Origin of the sequence: Paenibacillus tyrphae (assembly GCF_000722545.1) — a bacterium.
In the GTDB taxonomy this organism is placed as follows: domain Bacteria; phylum Bacillota; class Bacilli; order Paenibacillales; family NBRC-103111; genus Paenibacillus_G; species Paenibacillus_G tyrfis.
Genome location: NZ_JNVM01000011.1, coordinates 173,031 through 192,408, shown reverse-complemented (window position 1 = coordinate 192,408; position 19,378 = coordinate 173,031). Strand labels below are relative to the sequence as shown.

The 19,378-nt window shown below is 54.4% G+C and carries 17 protein-coding genes; 2 read left to right on the top strand and 15 right to left on the bottom strand.

Going from position 1 to position 19,378, the window contains the following annotated elements; genetic code table 11:
* Window positions 1-451: 451 nt before the first annotated feature.
* The 8 genes from ligA to ET33_RS15555 all read right to left on the bottom strand — a co-directional run bounded on the left by ligA (window position 452) and on the right by ET33_RS15555 (window position 11,156).
* Entirely contained in the window at window positions 452-2,470 is a 2,019-nt protein-coding gene (ligA, locus tag ET33_RS15590; protein ID WP_036683121.1) for an NAD-dependent DNA ligase LigA, read from the bottom strand.
* A gap of 49 nt (window positions 2,471-2,519) precedes the next feature.
* Entirely contained in the window at window positions 2,520-4,832 is a 2,313-nt protein-coding gene (pcrA, locus tag ET33_RS15585) for a DNA helicase PcrA (RefSeq protein ID WP_036683120.1), read from the bottom strand.
* A gap of 16 nt (window positions 4,833-4,848) precedes the next feature.
* Entirely contained in the window at window positions 4,849-5,532 is a 684-nt protein-coding gene (gene pcrB, locus ET33_RS15580; protein ID WP_081890336.1) for a heptaprenylglyceryl phosphate synthase, read from the bottom strand.
* Window positions 5,533-5,837: 305 nt separating this feature from the next.
* Window positions 5,838-6,422, bottom strand: coding sequence for a hypothetical protein (locus tag ET33_RS15575; protein ID WP_036683115.1), 585 nt, complete (start codon window positions 6,420-6,422; stop codon window positions 5,838-5,840).
* Between the two features lie 129 nt (window positions 6,423-6,551).
* Complete coding sequence (locus ET33_RS15570; protein ID WP_036683111.1) at window positions 6,552-8,480, bottom strand: ABC transporter permease; 1,929 nt, start codon at window positions 8,478-8,480, stop codon at window positions 6,552-6,554.
* Window positions 8,455-9,237: an ABC transporter ATP-binding protein gene (locus ET33_RS15565; RefSeq protein ID WP_036683108.1), complete on the bottom strand. Its 783-nt coding sequence runs from the start codon at window positions 9,235-9,237 to the stop codon at window positions 8,455-8,457. Before ET33_RS15565 ends, ET33_RS15570 begins: the two co-directional genes overlap by 26 nt.
* A gap of 108 nt (window positions 9,238-9,345) precedes the next feature.
* Window positions 9,346-10,455, bottom strand: a complete 1,110-nt coding sequence (locus ET33_RS15560; protein WP_036683106.1) for a sensor histidine kinase — start codon at window positions 10,453-10,455, stop codon at window positions 9,346-9,348.
* Window positions 10,452-11,156 (bottom strand): response regulator transcription factor, encoded by a 705-nt coding sequence (locus tag ET33_RS15555; protein WP_036683102.1) that lies wholly within the window; start codon window positions 11,154-11,156, stop codon window positions 10,452-10,454. Before ET33_RS15555 ends, ET33_RS15560 begins: the two co-directional genes overlap by 4 nt.
* Window positions 11,157-11,339: 183 nt before the next feature.
* Between ET33_RS15555 and ET33_RS15550 the strand changes: the two genes are divergently transcribed.
* Window positions 11,340-11,714 carry a VOC family protein gene (locus ET33_RS15550; protein ID WP_036683099.1) on the top strand — a complete coding sequence of 125 codons (375 nt, stop codon included), beginning with the start codon at window positions 11,340-11,342 and terminating at the stop codon, window positions 11,712-11,714.
* 95 nt (window positions 11,715-11,809) lie between these two features.
* On the opposite strand, the gene ET33_RS15545 is transcribed toward ET33_RS15550, so the two are convergent.
* From ET33_RS15545 to ET33_RS15520, 6 genes are all read right to left on the bottom strand, one after another.
* Window positions 11,810-12,868, bottom strand: a complete 1,059-nt coding sequence (locus ET33_RS15545; RefSeq protein ID WP_036683096.1) for a spore coat protein — start codon at window positions 12,866-12,868, stop codon at window positions 11,810-11,812.
* Window positions 12,869-12,894: 26 nt separating this feature from the next.
* Window positions 12,895-13,119: a spore coat protein gene (locus tag ET33_RS15540; RefSeq protein WP_036683093.1), complete on the bottom strand. Its 225-nt coding sequence runs from the start codon at window positions 13,117-13,119 to the stop codon at window positions 12,895-12,897.
* Window positions 13,120-13,261: 142 nt separating this feature from the next.
* On the bottom strand, window positions 13,262-14,251 hold the full coding sequence (locus tag ET33_RS15535) for a DUF4340 domain-containing protein (RefSeq protein WP_036683090.1): 990 nt from the start codon (window positions 14,249-14,251) through the stop codon (window positions 13,262-13,264).
* Window positions 14,248-15,639 carry a GldG family protein gene (locus ET33_RS15530; RefSeq protein WP_036683086.1) on the bottom strand — a complete coding sequence of 464 codons (1,392 nt, stop codon included), beginning with the start codon at window positions 15,637-15,639 and terminating at the stop codon, window positions 14,248-14,250. The genes ET33_RS15535 and ET33_RS15530 overlap by 4 nt, the downstream gene beginning before the upstream one ends.
* A 60-nt stretch (window positions 15,640-15,699) precedes the next feature.
* Window positions 15,700-16,413: an ABC transporter permease subunit gene (locus tag ET33_RS15525; RefSeq protein ID WP_036683083.1), complete on the bottom strand. Its 714-nt coding sequence runs from the start codon at window positions 16,411-16,413 to the stop codon at window positions 15,700-15,702.
* Window positions 16,406-17,491, bottom strand: coding sequence for an ABC transporter ATP-binding protein (locus ET33_RS15520; protein ID WP_036683079.1), 1,086 nt, complete (start codon window positions 17,489-17,491; stop codon window positions 16,406-16,408). Before ET33_RS15520 ends, ET33_RS15525 begins: the two co-directional genes overlap by 8 nt.
* A gap of 420 nt (window positions 17,492-17,911) precedes the next feature.
* Here ET33_RS15520 and ET33_RS40620 point away from each other — a divergent pair, with 420 nt between their 5' ends.
* A complete protein-coding gene (locus tag ET33_RS40620; RefSeq protein WP_036683076.1) occupies window positions 17,912-18,214 on the top strand; it encodes a transposase family protein in 303 nt (100 codons plus the stop codon).
* Between the two features lie 201 nt (window positions 18,215-18,415).
* Here ET33_RS40620 and ET33_RS36430 read toward each other — a convergent pair whose 3' ends face one another.
* Window positions 18,416-19,180 (bottom strand): hypothetical protein, encoded by a 765-nt coding sequence (locus ET33_RS36430; protein ID WP_152570643.1) that lies wholly within the window; start codon window positions 19,178-19,180, stop codon window positions 18,416-18,418.
* Window positions 19,181-19,378: the final 198 nt, after the last annotated feature.

The following is a 19,378-nucleotide window of genomic DNA, read 5'->3' as shown; positions in this document are numbered from 1 at the left end:
TGAGCCAGGATCAAACTCTCCAATAAAGTTTCGCATCTTCACTTAGCCGAAGCCGGGTGAAGCGCTTGTTTATCGAACAGAGCCGATTAAGCTCAAATGCTTGTTACGCTTGGCATTTCGTTCTCATTTGTTCAGTTTTCAAAGAGCTTTCGTCACTATTCTGTTCTGCCGTGACAAGATCTAATCTTATCACATCAGGACGAGCTTTGCAACTACTTTTTTTCGTGGCCGCTCGTTCAAGGCTGACTGCCTCTCGCGGCGACAAGCAATAATGTATCACAGATGCCGGGTCGAATGCAACCACAAATTTTGGCAAATGCAAATCGAATCCAATCCTCGACAAACGGCGCACTTTTTAGCGGGCATTCCATGATGCTTGTCGAGAACGAAAAACCGCCGCGCTCCTTTTCCGGAACCGGCGGCTTCGTGCTGCACAGCGTGAAGTATAAACTTAGACGTCTCCTAACAACTGCTGCAGCTCCTCTTCGTTATCAATAATACGGATACCCAGCTCTTGGGCTTTGGTCAGCTTGCTGCCGGCGTTCTCCCCGGCGATGACGATGTCGGTCTTCTTCGACACGCTGCCGGTCACCTTGGCCCCCAGCTTCTCCAGTTTCTTGGCGGCTTCGTCCCGTCCCATGGTGATGAGCGTACCCGTTAAGACGACCGTCTTGCCGAAGAACGGACTGCTTTCGTTGACGATCGCAGGCGCTTCTTCACTGACCGGCTGTATGCCGGCGGCAAGCAATCGCTCAATGCTCCGCTGCATGGCCGGATCGCGGAAAAAGCCGACGATGCTCTCCGCAACGATGCCACCGATATCCGGCAGCGTGATCAGCTCCTCCGGCTCCGCCTGCATCAGCTTCTCGAGACTGCGGTAATACTCCGCCAGCTCCTTGGTCGTCGTCTTGCCCGTATTCGGAATGCCGAGGGCATATAGGAACGATGCCAAATCGGGCTGCTTGCTTTTCTCGAAGGCGGCGATCAAATTCTCGGCCTTCTTGGTCCCGAAGCGCTCAAGCTTGATCAAATCGTCAAAGGTCAAATAGTAAAGATCGGACGGATCGCGCACATCAAGCGAATCGTAGAGTTGCTCGGCCGTCTTCTCACTAAACGTCTCGATGTCCATCGCATCGCGGGAGGCGAAATGGGCAATGCGCCCGACAAGCTGCGGACGGCAGTCCACCTTATTCGTACAGAACAGATGCGGACCCTTTTTCCCCAGATCGTGTCCACAGGAAGGACACACCGCCGGAGGCACGATTTCACTGCCGTCGGCTTCTTCGGTCACTTTGCCGAGAATCTCCGGAATGACGTCATTGGAACGCCGGATGTAGACAAGACTGCCCAAACCGAACTTTAAATTTTTGCGTTCGATGTCGTCCATGTTGTTAAGCGTACAGTTCTGTACGGTCACACCGCCGATATCGACGGCTTCCACCCGGGCGAGCGGCGTCACTTTGCCGGTCCGGCCCACGTTCCAGCTCACGTCGAGGAGCGTCGTCACGGCTTCTTCGGCCTCGAATTTATAGGCTACCGCCCACCGCGGGAATTTGTCGGTATACCCGAGCACTTCGCGGGTGCGCATATCCGTTATTTTTACGACTAGCCCGTCAATCAGAAAATCAAGCGTATTGCGTATAGCGACCAGCTTCTCCAGCTCTTCTTCCACCGCGTCGATGCTATCGACGAATTTGACGAACGGGCTGACTTTGAATTGGTTGTCTCGGAGAAACTCGACCATTTCCTGATGATTCTGGAACTGCAAAGAATCGGCATAGCCTATGTTGTAAAAATAAGCGTTCAGCTTGCGCTCCGCTGTGACTTTCGGATTCAGGTTGCGGAGTGCGCCTGCGGCGGCGTTGCGCGCGTTTTTGAGCGGCTCGGCCGCGGTTGCGTTATAGGCTTCAAGCACGGACAAGTTCATAATGCCCTCGCCCTGAACTTCAATAATCCCGTCGGTATATGGAATGCGCAGCGGCACGGAACGGATCGTCTTGACATTGGCGAGAATCCCTTCGCCGACAACGCCGTTGCCCCGGGTGGCCGCCTGTATGAGCTCGCCGCGGTCGTAGGTCAGATTCAGCGTTAGGCCGTCGAATTTCAATTCCACGACAAAGGATAAAGGCGGCAGCAGATCGTCCGGATGCTGCGTATTGTAGTCGTTCACCAGCTTCTGGGCGCGCGTATGCCACGCCATCAAATCGTCGTGATTTTGCGCCTTGTCCAGGCTCCAGAGCCGGGCCAGGTGCCGGTGCGGATCGAAGCCTTTGAGCAGCTCGCCGCCTACCCGCTGCGTGGGCGAGTAAGGCAGCACGGTGCCGGTTTCGGTTTCCAGCTGCACCAACTTATCATAGAGCGCATCGTATTCGGCATCCGTGAGAGAAGGCTGATCCAGTGTGTAGTAGGCGTAATTGTGTTTATTGATCTCTTCGATGAGCGTCTTCATCGTTTCCAAAGCGTCCGGCATCGGAAATTCATCCTCTCATGGCTACGGGATATAAAGGTTGCCTGGCGATTTAGCTCTGCTTGGTGATCGGCGCAAATTTGGCCAGCAGCCGCTTGACGCCCACGGGGGCCGGGAAAGCGATCTGCAGCTCGGTGTCGTCGCCCGAGCCCTTGATGGCGACGACGACGCCGGTGCCCCATTTGCCATGCGACACTTTGTCGCCCATGGCAAAATCGGTCGCCTGCGCCGCGGGGGCCGCGGCTTTGGGCGCTGTACCTCCCGCGGCGGCGGACGGGCCGCTGCGGAAGCTCACCGGCGTGCGGCCCGCCTGTGCGGGCGCGCCGCCGAAGCCTCCGGCGCTGCCGAAGCGGCGTTCGCCGCCGGCCCACGCCGGGGTTGCCGCTCCGCCGCGGCCAAAGCCACCGCTGGCGCGCACAGTCTCCAGGAGCTCCTGCGGCAGCTCCTGAAGGAACCGGGACGGCGCGTTCGCCGTCGTCCGTCCGAACAGCGTGCGCATCCGGGCGCACGTGAGGAAAAGCTCCTCCTCGGCACGAGTGATGCCGACGTAGGCGAGGCGCCGCTCCTCCTCCAGCTCCTCGTTGTCCATCAAAGCCCGGCTGTGCGGGAATACGCCTTCCTCCAGGCCCATGATGAAGACGACGGGGAACTCGAGTCCTTTGGCGCTGTGCATCGTCATGAGGACGACGCCTTGTTTTCCCGCTTCCGGGTCCTGATTCATCGAATCAATGTCGGCGATCAGCGCCAGATCGGTCAGGAACGAGACGAGGGATTTATCCTCGTTGCGCTTCTCGAAGTCCATCGTCACGGACAGGAACTCGTCGATGTTCTCCAGCCGCGCTTGCGACTCGATCGTGTTTTCCCGCTTCAGTTCCTCGCGGTAGCCGCTCATCTCGAGCATTTTCTCCGTCAGCTCGGTGACCGACAAATAATCGACCATCCGGTACAGGTTCTCGATCATGTCGCGGAAATCGGCCAGCGCGTTGCGGGCTTTGGCACCGATCTCCATGCTGTCCACGTTCTCCAGCATCGCAAACATCGATACGCCGAATTGCCCCGCCGCTGCCCCTAGCCGTTCGACCGTCGTATCCCCGATGCCCCGCTTCGGCACATTGACGATCCGCGCAAAGCTGATATCGTCGTCCGGGTTCGAGATGAGCCGCAGGTAAGCGAGAATGTCCTTGATCTCTTTGCGGTCGTAGAACTTGATACCTCCGACAATCTGGTAAGGAATGTCGGATTTGATCAAAATTTCCTCGACGACCCGGGACTGCGCGTTCGTGCGGTATAATATGGCGTGTTCGCTGAAGCGGCGGCCTTTGTCCACATTTTTGCGGATTTCGCCGGTGATGAAGTAGCCTTCCTCATGCTCGGAATCGGCTTGGTAAAGCCGGATTCTCTGCCCGTCGCCCTTGTCGGTCCACAGGTTCTTGGGCTTGCGTCCGGTGTTGTTGCCGATCACTTTGTTCGCGGCGTTCAAGATATTCGAGGTCGAGCGGTAATTTTGCTCGAGCAAAATGGTGGTGGCGTTCGGGTAATCTTTTTCGAAATCGAGAATGTTGCTGATATCGGCCCCGCGCCAGCGGTAAATCGACTGGTCGCTGTCGCCGACGACGCAAATGCGCTTGTACTTGTCGGCCAGCATCCGGCACAGCATATACTGGGCGCGGTTCGTATCCTGATATTCGTCGACGTGAAGGTACTGAAATTTGTTCTGGTAAAAATCGAGCACCTCAGGCACTTGCTGGAACAGCTCGATCGTGGTCATGATCAGATCGTCGAAATCGAGCGAGTTGTTGGCCTTCAGCTTGCGCTGGTAGGACGAGTATACTTTGGCGACGATGCCGTCGAAGTAATCGCCGATTTTGCGCTCGAATTTCTCCGGCGTCAGCAGCTCGTTCTTGGCGTTGCTGATGGCGGCCTGGACCGCTTTGGGCTCGAATTTTTTCGAGTCGATGTTCATCTCTTTCATGCAATTTTTGATTACGGACAGCTGGTCGCCCGAATCGAGAATCGTGAAATTCGACGTGAAACCGATCCGCGAAATGTCCCGGCGCAAAATACGCACGCACATCGAGTGGAAGGTGGATACCCAAATATCTCCCCCCTGCGGGCCGACAAGGGCGCTGACACGCTCCTGCATCTCCCGCGCCGCTTTATTCGTGAACGTAATGGCAAGAATGCTCCACGGCGCCGCTTTGCGCGTCGCGATCAAATAAGCGATCCGGTGCGTCAGCACGCGGGTTTTGCCGCTGCCCGCCCCGGCCATGATCAGCAGCGGTCCGTCCGTCGTTTCGACGGCGCGTCTTTGCTGCGGGTTGAGCTTTTGAATCGCTTTGAGTATATCGATAGGTTCGTTGATCATTATTTTTATTTCCTTTCTACCGCATTTCCATTACCGCCGGGACCGTAGCGAGCGCCCGTTCAAGATCATCGTACACCACGTTGCCTACAACGACGGTATGCGCCGCCTTGGCCGCCTCACGCGCTTTCTCCGGGCTGTCGATGCCGCCGCCGTAAAACAGCCGCGACTGGGAAAGCAGCCCCTTCACCCGGCCGACCAGCTCCATATCGCCGAACACGCCGCTGTATTCCAGATAAATAATCGGGCAGCGGAACAAACGGTCGGCTATGCGGGCATAGGCCTCTACATCTTTCGCGTCGAGCCGCACATCGGCTTCGGTCAGCTTGGCCGCCGTGGAATCGCCGTTCAATATAATGTAGCCTTCGGGTACGAGTTCGTCCCAATCCAGAATCGCGCCGTATTCCTTCAGCGCCTGCTGATGACGCCCGACGATCCACTGCGTATCCCCGGCGTTCAGCACGATCGGGATCATAAACAAGTCAAACCCCGGCACGATCGCTTCCGTGTCCGATACTTCCAAGACGCACGGCACTTCATACCGGCGGATGCGCGCCAGCAGGTCGACGGTGTTGTCGAAGGTGACGCCGGACGAGCCGCCGACCATCACCGCATCGGTGCCGGAGAGGCAGATGCGCTCAAGCGCTTCGTCGCCGATCTCCCGGTCCGGATCAAGTTTAAACACATGCTTCCATTCTTCCATACGCAAATGCAAAGAAATTGCCTCCTGTCCGTTAAACGCGGCAAGCCCGCCGCCCCCGGAAAAGGAACGTACGGAGCTGATTCATCCTGTCTCAAGTCAAGTCTATGCGAGCCCGCGCCCGGTGTCAATGAAGCCTGCGGGGAATGGCTCTTCTTCCTATTATACCATAAAACAAGTAAGGAATAGGAATGCTTGTTCGTCTGCATCGGACGCTTGACCGAAGCCTTTTTCCACAGCCGGCATACAAAAAAAACAGACCGGCGTGTAATAGACACCAGTCTGCTGTAAATAAAGTGTTTGCCTATTCAAGAGCGGGTCTTGAATTCGCTGACGATCAAACGGTCGCCTTGCACGCTGTAGGCGGACTCGTGCTGCATGACGGATTCGCTGTAGTCCTGCTTCGACCTGCCGGTTAGGCTGAGCTTGTACTGCCCTTCGCCCGGCTGCGATTTGTGCAGCTCGTACTGCCCCCATTCACTGCGCAGGCCCAGCATGGCTTTGGTGCTGTTCGCCTGGTACGTTCCGATCCGGGGGTCCCGGCGGTAAAAGTAATCGATCATCCGCCGCGCCATGTCGGGCGTATATACTTTCCCCAGCTGCGTCCGCATCTCGCGCATGGCGTGTTCGTCCATCTCCCCGGTAACCGGCGAAGAGAGCACTTTATGCGTCCAGTCGTCCACTTGCTTAATCCAAGCGATGATTTCTTGATCGGACTTGTTCATGATTTCTTTTCCCATCGGCGGCGGCTCGATTTGGCTGAACGTCTGAAGCAACCTCTCGCGGCCGACCGTTTTTTGCAGCGTCTTCATATCGGAGGCGTCGCGATGGGGCTCCTTTTGGCAGCCGCACAGAAGCGTGGCGGCCAGAAGCAACGTGACGATGATTTTCACCCGGATGATGCCCCTTCCGTGTTGGCTTTTTTTTCGTATTATGGTTCAAAAACGAAAAAATATACCAAACTTGCGGAGGAGTCCTAGGCAATACACCGCTCATGAGAGTTGCTTGCATCGTCTGATCGCTTACAAGCTCTTCATCTGGCCCATGTAGGCGCGGCGGGTGAGCAGGAAGTAAAGAAATTGCAAAACGGCATAAACGAAAATGACCATCGCCCCGTAAGACCATACGTTCATCGAGAGCAAATTAGCCAGCGTCTTGTAAGCGAAAGCCGCATGAGCCGCGCCTACGACAACCGGGAGCAGAAACAGCAAGCCGATCTGCACGTTAATGATCCGCCGGATTTCAGACACCGACATCCCGATCCGCATCAGCGCACGATATTGATGGTCGTCTTCCTGCAGCTCGGTGAACAGCTTGAAATACAGCATGCTCGCCGAGGCGACAAAGAACAGGAAGCTGACGAACAGACCGATGAGCAGCGCTAATGACGAGCTTTGCTGGGTCGAAGCATAGTAGGAGGTACGGTCGGACAATCGTTTCCTCTGCTCTTCGGGGACGGACTGCTTTACTTTCTCTACGGCGGCGGCATGCTCCTGCCATCGGTTCAGCTCGAAGCCGTAATAGACGATCTTCCGGTCGTCAGGTACCTTGCCCATCATCTGGGCATATTCCCCGTCATTGACCACGAGCAGCCCGCTCGCTTCTCCCATCAGATTGATGACGGCTCCCGTTACCTGCCCGTCCATCTCCAGCGGCCAGGTTTGCCCGTTTAACTGAACGGTTCGCTGCGAACCTTTTTCCATTAGCTTGATGTCGCTCATCTTGTAAGGATAGCTGAATACGGCATGCCCCGGCGCGATCTGAAGCGGAGCTGCATACTCGATTCCTTCTGCCGCCCGATTGTAATCGGATTCCGATATCAGCAGCGCCGTTATATCGGATGCACGGGAGCCGTCCAGCTTAAGCGGGACCTGTACGCCTGCGATTTTCAATTCCTTCGCCAAGCTCGCCCCTTCAGCAGTCAATACGGCCTTGATCCTCTCAGGGTCAATCCCTCTAGGGGCATTGAGCCCTTGTTCGGTAAAGCTTATCGTATTCGGAAGCTGCTCCATCAGCTGCTGATCGCTGCTCTTATAAAATACGTAAATCGTGCCCGATGCCGTCAAAATGACTGCGCTCAAAACCGAAACGACGAACAGCGTGCGCGCGTTGTCTTTCATTTTGAACGCAAGCTGCGAGATGGCAATCATATTTGTCCTGTTGTAGTACAAGCCCGTCAGGCGCTGCAATCTGTGGATAATCGCGACGCTCGCCTGGGTGAACAGGAAATAGGTGCCGAGCACGGTTAATAAAACGATCGGAAGCATAAGCTGCAAAATGAGCTTCAGGGAAGTCGTAAACGCCAAATAATAGCCGCCTCCAAGGCAAACAACCGCCAAGACGGTGAGCCACGGTGAAGCCACGGGAGGCTTCTTCGGCTGTTTGGCCGCCCGCAATAACGCGATGATTTGGCTGCGGCCTACGCTGAACATCGCAAACAGGGTCATCGCGAGAAACAAGGCCAGAAAGCCGATGACCGTCTGAAGCAGCGCCTGGGGCGGCACGACGAAGCGGATCGGGCTATCTATTTGAAGCAAACGCGCAATAGCCAAAAAGAACAGCTTCGAGAACAGCATGCCGGTACCGATCCCGACGCCGATCGACAGCAGGCCGATCATCATCTGCTCGTAGAACATCAGGCGGCAGATCTGCGAACGGGTCATTCCGAACAAGGTGAGCAAGCCGAACTCTTTCTTGCGGGTCTTAAGAAAAGCAAAGCTGGCGTACAGCACGAAAAAGAATGAGAACACGACGATCAGAATCTGACAGGCGAAGAGCACTTGTTTCACCATGCTCGCGGCTTTGATATTCCCGTTTGCGATTTCGGGATGGTAAATGAACGATCCAAACATATAGAAAACCATGACGGAAAAAGCGCTGCTCAAAAAAAATGCGACATACCGGTGCCAATTGCCTTGAATATTTTTAAGGGCGAGCTGTCGGAAGTTCATCGAAGTTCCCTCCCAGCACGCTTAAGGTGTCCAAAATTTGCTGAAAAAAGGCCTGACGGTTCGCGCCGCGGCGAATCTCCGAAAAAAGCTTGCCGTCCTTGATGAACAAGACCCGCTTGCAGTAGCTGGCGGCAAACGGATCGTGCGTCACCATCAGGATGGTCACTTCCCGCTCCTCGTTAAGGCCTCGCAGCGATTCCATCACGTCTTTGGCCGCCTTCGAATCCAGATTGCCCGTCAATTCGTCCGCCAGCAGCAACGACGGACGGTGAATGATGGCTCGTGCAATAGCCGTGCGCTGCTGCTGCCCCCCGGATACCTCGTATGTCCGTTTGGATAAAATCGGGGTAATGCCGAGAACCTCGGCGATTTCCGCCACGCGCCGTTCAATCTCGGAAGGCTTCGTCCCTTCCAGCACAAGCGGCAAAATGATATTTTCTTTGATCGAGAGCGTCTCCAGCAGGTTGAAATCTTGAAACACGAAGCCGAGCTCGCGGCGGCGGAATAAAGCAAGCTGCTTATTGTTCAGACCCGCCGGGTCGGTGCCGTTGATTTCAATATGTCCCGAGGTCGGTTTGTCGATGGTGGCCAGCAGATTGAGCAGCGTCGTCTTGCCGCTCCCCGACGGCCCCATAATGCCGGTGAATTCTCCCCGTCCGATTTCCAGCGAGATATGCTCGAGCGCTTTATAAACGACGCCTTTGCCGGCGCTGCCGTATATTTTGGACAAGGCGTCCGTCTTCAGTACAGTAGTCACGATGCGGTTCCCCCTTTGATCACTTCACTCTGCCTGTAGTATACGAAGGTTCCGCCGGCCCAGCCATCGATTCACCTTACATCGCGATCCCGTTTTCTTACAACACTGTCACTTTAGGGGCAGCAGCCCTTCATGCAGCGCTCCGCTGCGCGGAAAATGAAGGCGGACGGTCGTTCCTTCCCCGAGCTTCGATTCGATCTCAAGCCGGTGTCCGAGCCTCCGGCACACTTCCTTGGCGATAAACAGCCCCATGCCGGTCGATTCGGTGACGAGCCTGCCATTCTCGCCGGTAAAAAAAGGATCGAACACCCGCGGAAGATCCTGCTCGGCGATGCCGATCCCTTCGTCCTGAAATACGGCGTGGCAGCCGCTGCCATCCTTCGTGATCGTCATGGTCAGCGATTTGCTGCCGTCGTGCTTGTTTTTGGAATATTTAATCGCATTCGAGACGATTTGATGCAAAATGATGCCGAGCCATTTATCGTCCGTATCGATGTAGCATGCTTCGTGGCTGGCAATCAGCTTCGGATATATCCGGTAGCGGATGCATGCCTTTTTGTGCTCGTTAATAACATGGCGGACCGCTTGCAGCAGGTCGACCTTCTGCATGTGAAGATCCGCTTCGAACTTCTCAAGCCGTGCGGTATGCAGCATCATGTCGAGGCCTTGACGCAGCTTCTCGTTTTCTTCCTGGATGCTTTCCAATGCTGCCCCAACCGGACGTTGGGGCGCTTCCTTCGGCACGGCGTGCGGCTGCTCGGTCAGTAGTCCGATGACGGACACCGGCGTTTTCATTTGATGCACCCATAACCGAACGAACGTTTGGTGCTGATCTTGAGAAATCCGATGCTTCTCGAGCCGGTCGGTATAAGCGCCGTATAATTCCAACAGCAAATCTACGGCAATCCGCTGCTCCCGGCTAACACCCGTAGGTAAACTTATGACGCCCTCCATAGCCTCAGGCTTGCGGCCGGTCAGCCCGCTTTGCTTCAGACTCCGAAGGCCTTGGAAATACCCGCGCTGCCTGATGTAGTCTAAGATTAAGAACGAAACGAGCCCCGCTGCCGATAGTACAGCCATGTAGGCGATATTGCTTCCGTCGAGCGATACGTTTTTGCCCAGCAGGTCCAGCTGTACGACTGCCGCGATTAAGCACACATTGATCCAATAAATGACGATAAATCCGATGCGGTCGGCCAAAAAGTCGCGAAAGCTCATTCTTCGCCCTCCCAAGAAGACTGAAGGCGGTAGCCTTGGCCGCGGACCGTTTTGATGGCGCGCATGATGCCGAGCTCCTCCAATTTTTTGCGCACCCTCGTCACATTTACCGTCAGCGTATTGTCGTCGACAAAGTCGATATCGTCCCACAGCGCTTCAAGCAGCCGTTCGCGAGGCACGACTTCTCCCGCCTGCTTCAGCAGAAGATCCAGCAGCAGCAGCTCGTTGCGGCTGAGGTCCACTTTGCGTCCCTGCCATTCGGCCGAGCTCCGGGTCCGGTCGACGAACAGACCGTTCAGCTCCGTTAGCTCGCGTCCGGTCTGCACCTGCGCATATTCCCCATAGGCGCGACGCAAAGCGCTTTTGATCTTCGCCATGACGACCTCCGAATGAAACGGCTTCGTGATGTAATCGTCGCCGCCGTTCTCGATCGCCATGATCTGGTCCATTTCCCCGACCCGCGCGGACATGAACAAGATCGGCACGCTGGAGACGGTGCGAATCTGGCGGCACCAATAAAAGCCGTCGTAACTAGGCAAATTGATATCAAGCAGCACAAGCTCGGGATTATGCTGAAGGAACGCGTCCTTAATATGTTTATAATCGGTCGTCCGGGCCGCTTCGTACCCATACTTTTCCAAGTATTCCTGAAGGATACCGGCAATCTTATCGTCATCCTCCACAATCAGAATACGATACATCTTCCCAAGTCCCCTCTCCGTGTCGCTACGGAAATATTATACCCTTTTTTTGCAAGGCTCGGTTAGCAGTCCTCGAAGCGGTTCTATTTACATGCAAATCAGAATCGGATATGATAAGTCTGTACCATCTAATGAAATTAAGTTTCATTAAATGAAATATCGATAAAGGAGGCATCAGTCATCATGGAAGCTCACGAATATATAGGGATCGACCATGTTCAATTGGCCGCGCCGGCCGGATGCGAAGAAGAAGCGCGGGCTTTTTACGGAGAGCTGCTGGGAATGCGGGAAATTCCGAAGCCCGAGTCGCTCCGGGCGCGCGGCGGCGTATGGTTTGCCTGCGGCCCCCATGAGGTGCATATCGGCGTGCAGACCGACTTCGCTCCTGCGTCGAAAGCGCATCCGGCTTTTCAGGTCAAGGATCTCGGAAAGCTTAAACGAGCGTTAGTGGAAAAGGGAATCGTCATCCGGGAGGACGTGCCGCTGGAAGGCATGCTTCGCTTTCACTGTCTGGACCCGTTCGGCAACCGGCTTGAGTTCGTCCAGCGGCTGGCATGAAACGGCCCGGGCGGCCGTTCCCGGAAATAAAACCGTGCGCAGAAAAAAGCCCGGCGGAATCTGGAAGGTCCAGTCCGGGCCGGGCTAAAACGCGCTTACATCATATATTTGCTGCTATGGGTCGTGCCTTGCTGGGAATGCGACTGCGTTTTATTGTGGTACGAGCCGGATGCGGAAGCTTGACCCGACGTTGACGCTTCGGCTCCCGAGGAGACGCTGCCGAAGCTGGAGCTGCTGCCGGCATGGCGGACGGAAGACGACGGGGCATAGCTTGTATTGTGCGAGGACGTGGTCCCGGCGTAAGTCTCCTGCCCGCTGCTGTATTTGTTATTGTTGTAATCTTGGACCGACCGGGCCGAGAAATAGTCTTGGTTCTCCGTCCCAGTGACGGAGGATTTCACGCCATATTCGTTGTTGTGCGCCCCGGTAGAAGATGAAAGCGCGCTCCCAAAGCTCGAACCGACGACTTGACCGTGGCCCGGATTATAGGCGCTTGTTCCGCTCGTTTGACCGGCCCCCGTGCCAGTTAAACTCGAACCAGTTGTTGTGCCGATGCTTGAACCGTAAGAGCTCGTCCCGGTCGTCGTCTGATGGAAGCCGGAGCCGGCCGTCTGGCCGTAAGTGCCGCTCGGAATCGCAGTGAAGCTGCTGCTGCCGTAAGGTGATGCGGTCGAGGAAGTCGCAGTCGCGCTGCCAGACGGATAGCCCGTCTGATGCACCGGCGCTTGGTAGGCCGGCTGGGCTTGCGGGTAAGCCTGCGGCTGCTGATGGGCGCTTTGTGCATACAGGTTTCCGCCTGCATAAGCGGCCTGCACCGCCTGTTGAACAACCGAATGGAGCTGCTCCGTCTTGCGAAGCTGCTGCTGGAGCTCCTGCTGCACTTCTTGCTGGGAAGCCATGCTGATGGAGCCGTATCCGCCCGATTGAGACAACACGTTGTACAGCTCGGACTGGTCCTGCAGCGTCTTTTGCGTCAACGATACAAAGGTTTGGCGAACCGCCGGATGCGTCGCCTCCAATGCGGCGGTCGTATACTCGCGGGCCGTGCGCTTAAGCTCAGACAAGACGAGGTTCGCGACATCCTGCTCGTTCAAATGAAAGTGAAGCGGCTGGGTCTGTGCCGGCTGGAGATTGGAGAAGTTTTGCTGATACATGTTTACCGCACCTCCTTATGTATGCCCTAGTGGGTGGTTTGCGTTTGCTGCTGCAGCGTACGGAGCAGTTGGTCCGTATTTTGCAGACGGTCCTGCGCGATTTGCGCCAGCTTCTGCTTCAGCTGCGGATTCTGGCTTTCGGCTACGCCTTGAGCTGCAATTTTGGCGAGCAGGTCCTCGTTTTTGAGGCAGTCCGTAATATAGGCGAGCTCCTTCGTGCTGACCGTTCCTTGCTGTTGACCTGTAATCATCCCAATCCTCCTCCTTCCTTGTTGGCATTAGATTTCCCGAACGGTGGGAAAATATGTATGACGGTCCAATTTATTTTTCAGTCCTCTGCAAAATGAAAAGGACGCCATGCCGGGAACGCGTCCCGACAGACGTCCTATTGCTTTATTTCTGCTCCTTCGGCGCTTCTTGCTTCGGCGCCTCTCCTTGGGGCGTCTCCGGCTTCGCCGGCTCCTTCTTGCTCAAATCCGCCAGCTCCTGAATGCTTGCAGCCGGAATGGAGAAGGCCCATTCCCCACCCTGCTTCGCGATCCAGACATTATCGCCCTCGACGGCTCCGACGTAGACGGAGGAACCTTCCTTGCCTCCGGCGGACGCATCGGCTTCCTTAATCTCCATACGCAGCTCCGGCTTATCCAACCCCTTGATCTCGGCGGTCCGCTTGGCCGGCTGCTCCGAAGTCAGGAACGCCATTTTATCCAAAAACTGGCTCGCATCCGCGCCCTTGAACTCCTTGTCGCCGAGCTTCCACACTGCCTCGTACGACTTCTTGTCCGGCTCGGTCTTGGTGATCGTCCAGGCCTGGCCTTTCCAATCGACCGTCAGCGAGCGAACCTGCTCGTAGTTCAGCTTAACCGGACTCTTTTCCATAAAATCGGTCTGCTGCTTCGCCAGCGCATTCACCGTAGATTCGCTAAGCTGAAACACCTCCGGCGAAGAATTGAACTTGGCGTAATAAAATCCTTGGACGGCCGTCTTGTCGCCTACGGACAGCGTATTCGCCGTACCACCGGCGAGGTTCACCGTAAACTCCTGCTTCGGCTTGTCGAGCCCGAATTGAGCCAGATCGGTCGGATTGGCGTCGACGGTTTTTTCCTTCTTGGCCCCGTTGAACGAATCGACCCAGGCTCCGGGAGCGTAATCGTTCAGCGGAAGCGGGGACGGCTTGGTCATCGCCCATTTTCCGTCCTTTTGCTGCATTTCGATGACCGTATCGCCGTTTTTGATCGTGTAGCTCGCCACATCTTCCTTTTTTACCGTGACAAGCGCCGGCGCTTCCGGCTTCTTCTCTTTGAAGAAGTCCTGACTGGACGCATACCAGAAGCCTCCGATGCAGACAAGAACCAGAACGAGCGTCGGAATTAACCGCTTCATCCTTTTCTCCTCCTCCACCAAATCACGCCGCCCGCGACCAGGAAGAGGAATGGGAAGACAAGCACCGTGCCGTAGAAAATCATATTCCCCTGCCCTGCGGTCAGCATCGCCGTCTGGATGGCGTCGCCTTCGCGCGGACGAATCGTTACTTGATTTTGCTGCTCCTGCAGCCAACCGACCGTATTCAGCGCAAAATCGCGGTTGCCCTGCTGCGCGATGACGCGGTCGTCGAACAGCGTCGATCCGCCGAGCACGACAGCCTTCGGCTTCTTGTCTTTATCTTCGACAACGTAGCCGAGGTTGAGCGGGCCCTTCACGTCATTCGCGTCCTTGACGCTGCGGCTGCTGTTGGCGAGCGTCTTCAGATCGGTTTCGCCGTAGGCTTGTTCGGTCGTCTTAAGAATCGACGTTACCGGGAAGTCCGCTACAGGCTGATCCGCATTCAGCGAGACGGCCAAGGTCATCATCGTCAGCAGGTTGTACTGCTGCAGCTTGCTTGTAATGTTATGGTTGCCGTACTCCGGAATGATCGTGAGCGGATCGTACAGCATGCTCTGCTTCGGCTCGATGGCCACGGCGTGCTGGTCTTTAATGCCGTATGTCGCCATGATCGCATCGATATTTTTCCAATTGGTTGCCATATCTTTGTTGAAGCCCAGCGCCAGATACAGCTTGCCCTTGCCGTTCAAATACGTCTTGATCAGCTCGGCTTCCTTGTCGCTGACATCGCTCTCCGGCCCGATGATGAACAGCATGCTGGCGTCATCCGGGATTTTGCCCTCGCGCAGCAGGTTGAGGTCCTTCACCTCGTAGTTCTCGCCTTCGAGGCCGCTCTTCCACATGTTCATCGAGCTAAGCGGAATTTCGTTATGCCCGGAGAGGAAGTAAACCTTGCTCTTCTCCTTGTTGTTCAGATTGACCAGCGCCTGCGTCAGCTTCTCCTCCCCGCTGAACTTGTACTGGCCCTGCTGCTGGCCGGGCAGGAACATATCGTAATAATAGATCGTTTTCTTCTGCGTGCCGCTCTCGACCACGAGCGTTCCCGAAGGATCGGTCTCGTACTGCTTGGCGATGGCCGGCTGTTTGATGATATCGTATTCGTCGAACGTAATTTTACCGTTTCGCTTCTTGTATTCCTGCACCAGATCGACGACTTGCCGCTTGATGTACGGATCGGTCTGGTCGCTTGTCAGCGATATGATGTGCACGTCTTTATCCAGCGCCTGAAGTGTCTGGGTCGTCTGATCGGACAGCGTAAATTTTTTATTTTGCGTAAGGTCGACCTGCAGGCCCTTGACCGAACTCAGAAAAATGGTCAGCACGATGAAAATGCCGATGACCGCCAGCGACAGCACGGTCGCGTTCGTGCCGCGAATCCACTTATTCACTTTGCCTTTCCCCCTTCTGCTTGGACTTCTCCGCAGGTATGCGGAATCTCGGACTTGCGCTTATCTCCACCGTTTTCTTTCGAGCACTTGAATGCTGAGCACGACGAATACCGCAATGAACGTCACATAGAACAGGACGTCGGCGAAATCAAGCACACCTTTCTGAAAATTCGCGGCCCGGCCGACAATCGAGAAGGTGCCGAGGTAGTCCTTGACTTTGCCGCCGATGGTGTCGCCCAGCCATTCGATCGTCCAGAACACGAGCAGCAACGCAAAGCCCACGATCCCCGAAACCATCTGGTGTGCGGACAGCGAAGAAGCGAACAGGCCGACGGCCATCATCGCCGCTCCAAGCAGGAACATCGCGAGGTAAGACATCCACAGCACGGGATGATCCAAGGTGCCGTAAGCACTGAGAATCAGCGGATAGATCAAGCTTCCGACGACCAGCAGCAGTTGGACGACGAGCGCCGCCAAATATTTGCCGATCACGATCTCCGAAATGCTTGCAGGTGACGTTAACAACAGCTCATCCGTGCCCATCCGCAGCTCATCGGATACGAGACGCATCGTAAGCAACGGAATGATAAACAGGAAAATGAACGTAATCGTACCGAAAATCGGCCGCACGTCAACAACATAGGGCGGGTACAGGAAATTCGCGCTGAAGAAGTACCCGGCAATGACGAAAAAGAACGCAAACGCCGCATAAGCGATCGGCGAGTAAAAATACATCTGCAGCTCTTTCTTGGCTAAAGCCAGCGTTCTACGCATGAGGGACCGCCTCCTCTTCTTCCGGTGTCGGGCTGCCGTCCGCGGCCGCCGGATCCAGCGACTCGTTCGTCGTCAGCTTCAGGAAGATGTCCTCCAGGCTGAGGCTTTCCTTCTTCATCGACACAATCGGATAGCGCTTATCGGCCATCCGGTAAAACAACGTTTCGCGAATGTCCGTCTTATCCGTCGAGGCGACAACGACTTTCACGGTTTCGCCTTCGGCAGAGCCAGCTGCAGCCGGTTCCCCAGCTTCGGCGTCATCCGACGCGGTCGGCTCAGCCGCAAGAGCGGACGCTGCCGTCGGTTCGCCCGCAAGCTCCCGCACGCTGCCGACGCCGGGGGTGCCGCGCAGCTCCGCCAGCACCGCTTCGCGCGGGCCTTTCACTTCAAGCGAGACCTCAAACGTCTCGCCCATCGTGTTCGCAAGCTGATCGGGCTGGCCGTCCAGCACGATGCTGCCCTGGTTGATGATCAGCACCCGGTTGCACAGCGTGTTGATCTCCGGCAAAATGTGCGTGCTCAGCAGCACGGTATGATTCTCGCCCAGCTCGCGAATAAGCTGGCGAATCTCGATAATCTGCTTCGGATCGAGGCCGGACGTCGGCTCGTCGAGCACGAGCAGATCCGGGTTATGCAGAATCGCCTGGGCGAGACCGATCCGCTGCTTGTAGCCCTTGGACAGGCTGCGGATAATTTGCCGCTCGCGCCCTTCCAGACCAAGCCGCTCGATCACCCCGCCGATGCGTTGCTTTTGCTCCCTCACCGGAATGCCGCGCAGCTCCGCAATAAACTGCAAGTACGCCCTAACGCTCATTTCGGGGTACAGCGGCGGCGTCTCGGGCAAATACCCGATCTTCTGCCGCGCCTTCTTCGGATGGTCCGCCATGGACAATCCGTCAATCGTGATCGTGCCATGCGTCGGATTCAAGTAGCCCGTGATCATCCGCATCGTCGTCGTTTTCCCGGCGCCGTTCGGCCCGAGGAAACCGACGATTTCTCCGCGGCTCATCGCGAAGTCGATGTGCCGGACCCCTCTTTGGTTCTCGTATAATTTACTGACCTGTTTCACCTCAAGCACGTCATACCCTCCCATCTGACAAATGGTTTACCTACTAACATCCATTTCCAACTTGCGTGCCGCTTAACCTGCTAACAGACCAACAACAATATACAAACGAAACAATAATAAGAGCTTAACCGAAGCTGAAAATTGGATTAAAAATTTGTGTCTAAATTGTGAATGATCACATCTCGCTCCCTAAACTTAAACGAAAAGCCCCGCTGTGATCCCGGAATGTTTGGACTTCCGAGATTACGACGAGGCTTAGTAAAATTGAACAGTTATATGGAACCACGCACTTACGAAAATGAAACAGGGTAAGGAAAATGAATAGGGAGTGTCGAAGTTACAAGCAGAGATTTCCATAAGAGATGGTCTTGTGACGAAAAAAAAGTTTGTTAGATCTGTTTCTGAACATTTTTGATCCAATAAAAGGAAATGGGGTTCGTCATAAACTGGAATAAAGTTTTAATCGTCGCTGTACTGGCCATCATCGGTGATGCACGAATGTATGCGAATATGGAAACGTTCGCCGAAGTGCGCGAAGAATGGCTTCGTACGTTTCTGGAACTGCCAGGTGGATGTCTTTCACACGATACGTTCGGCGATATTCTATCCGCAGTCGATCCGACATATTTAGTTGCTGGAACACGGTCATGCGGAAAGATGAAAGCCGCGCTCGCAGTGGGCATGGGGCAGAAAACCTCAACGTCTTGCGTCATCTTGCCCTTAATCTCGTGAAGAAGAAAACTACGATGAAGGGCAGCATGCGCACCAAGCTCAAAATTTGCGGCTTGGATCACAGTTCTCCGGCTTCCTGACTGATTCCTGGTGGTTGGATACAAAAAAACTAAGGAGAGCTATGCGAGAACATGTCACTTAGCTCCTTGGTTTTTTAGCAACTCGCATTATTTACAGCTGATGGCGCTAAAAAAATGACTTTTAATTTTTCTTTGTTTCTTTCACATTATCTGGTTTTTGAGATATGCGGAATGTACCTATTTCCTTTTCGCCATTCTCATCATATAACTTAATTTCTCTATAACTTTCCTCTGCAAGACTACGTTGTTTAGAAATTGCTTCCTCTGGTTTTTCGGGCATTTTTGTATCTAAGTCTTTAGCTCGCACATATCCGAGAGTACCATCAACGCCAATCGCTTTAATTAAATCTGGTTTTGAACCTGATGCAACATTTTCCGCTGATCCATATGTCTCGCCATTCTTATTTTTCGGGAAACTGGAGTCACCTTTGTTAGTGGATTCACTAGATGTTGAAGAACTCGTGATTGTAAAAGAATTAGCGCCTCCATAAAGCTTTGGGGTATTAGTTATTTCGTAAATTTTGTATTCGCCAAAACTATATGCCGCAGTTTTCCCTGTAGCATAATAGTTGCCTGCCCCACAGTTTTTCTGAGAACTAGTCTCAAGACCTGCTGCACTATCTTTATTATAATACCAGTCTTGAGCCTTACATAAATTACCTTCATAGTATAACTCAGTTTTTAAACCCATGTAGCCTGTTGGAACATTTGTTTTGGCTTCGACATGTCCTGTTGCGACTACATCGTTAGGATAATAAGGACTGGGACTATTTTGTACTTCTGCATAATTACTGTACCTGTAAGAACCGACTTCGTAACCAGTTTTAGGGCTTTGTGCACTGCCTGCAAGCGCAACGGACGTGACTGTTGAAGTAACAACACCCACTATTAAGTAGAGGTTAAAGCGAACTTCTTTTTTAGGAACATGATAAATTTAATCCTCCCTTATTCATACTTTTGTAATCATACTTTTTAGACAAATGACAACTGATTATAGGGTATCCTTAAATTTCCAATAATTAGGAATAAACTACAAACAAATATTAATATATCATAATATTCCAAATTTGAAAATACTAATTTT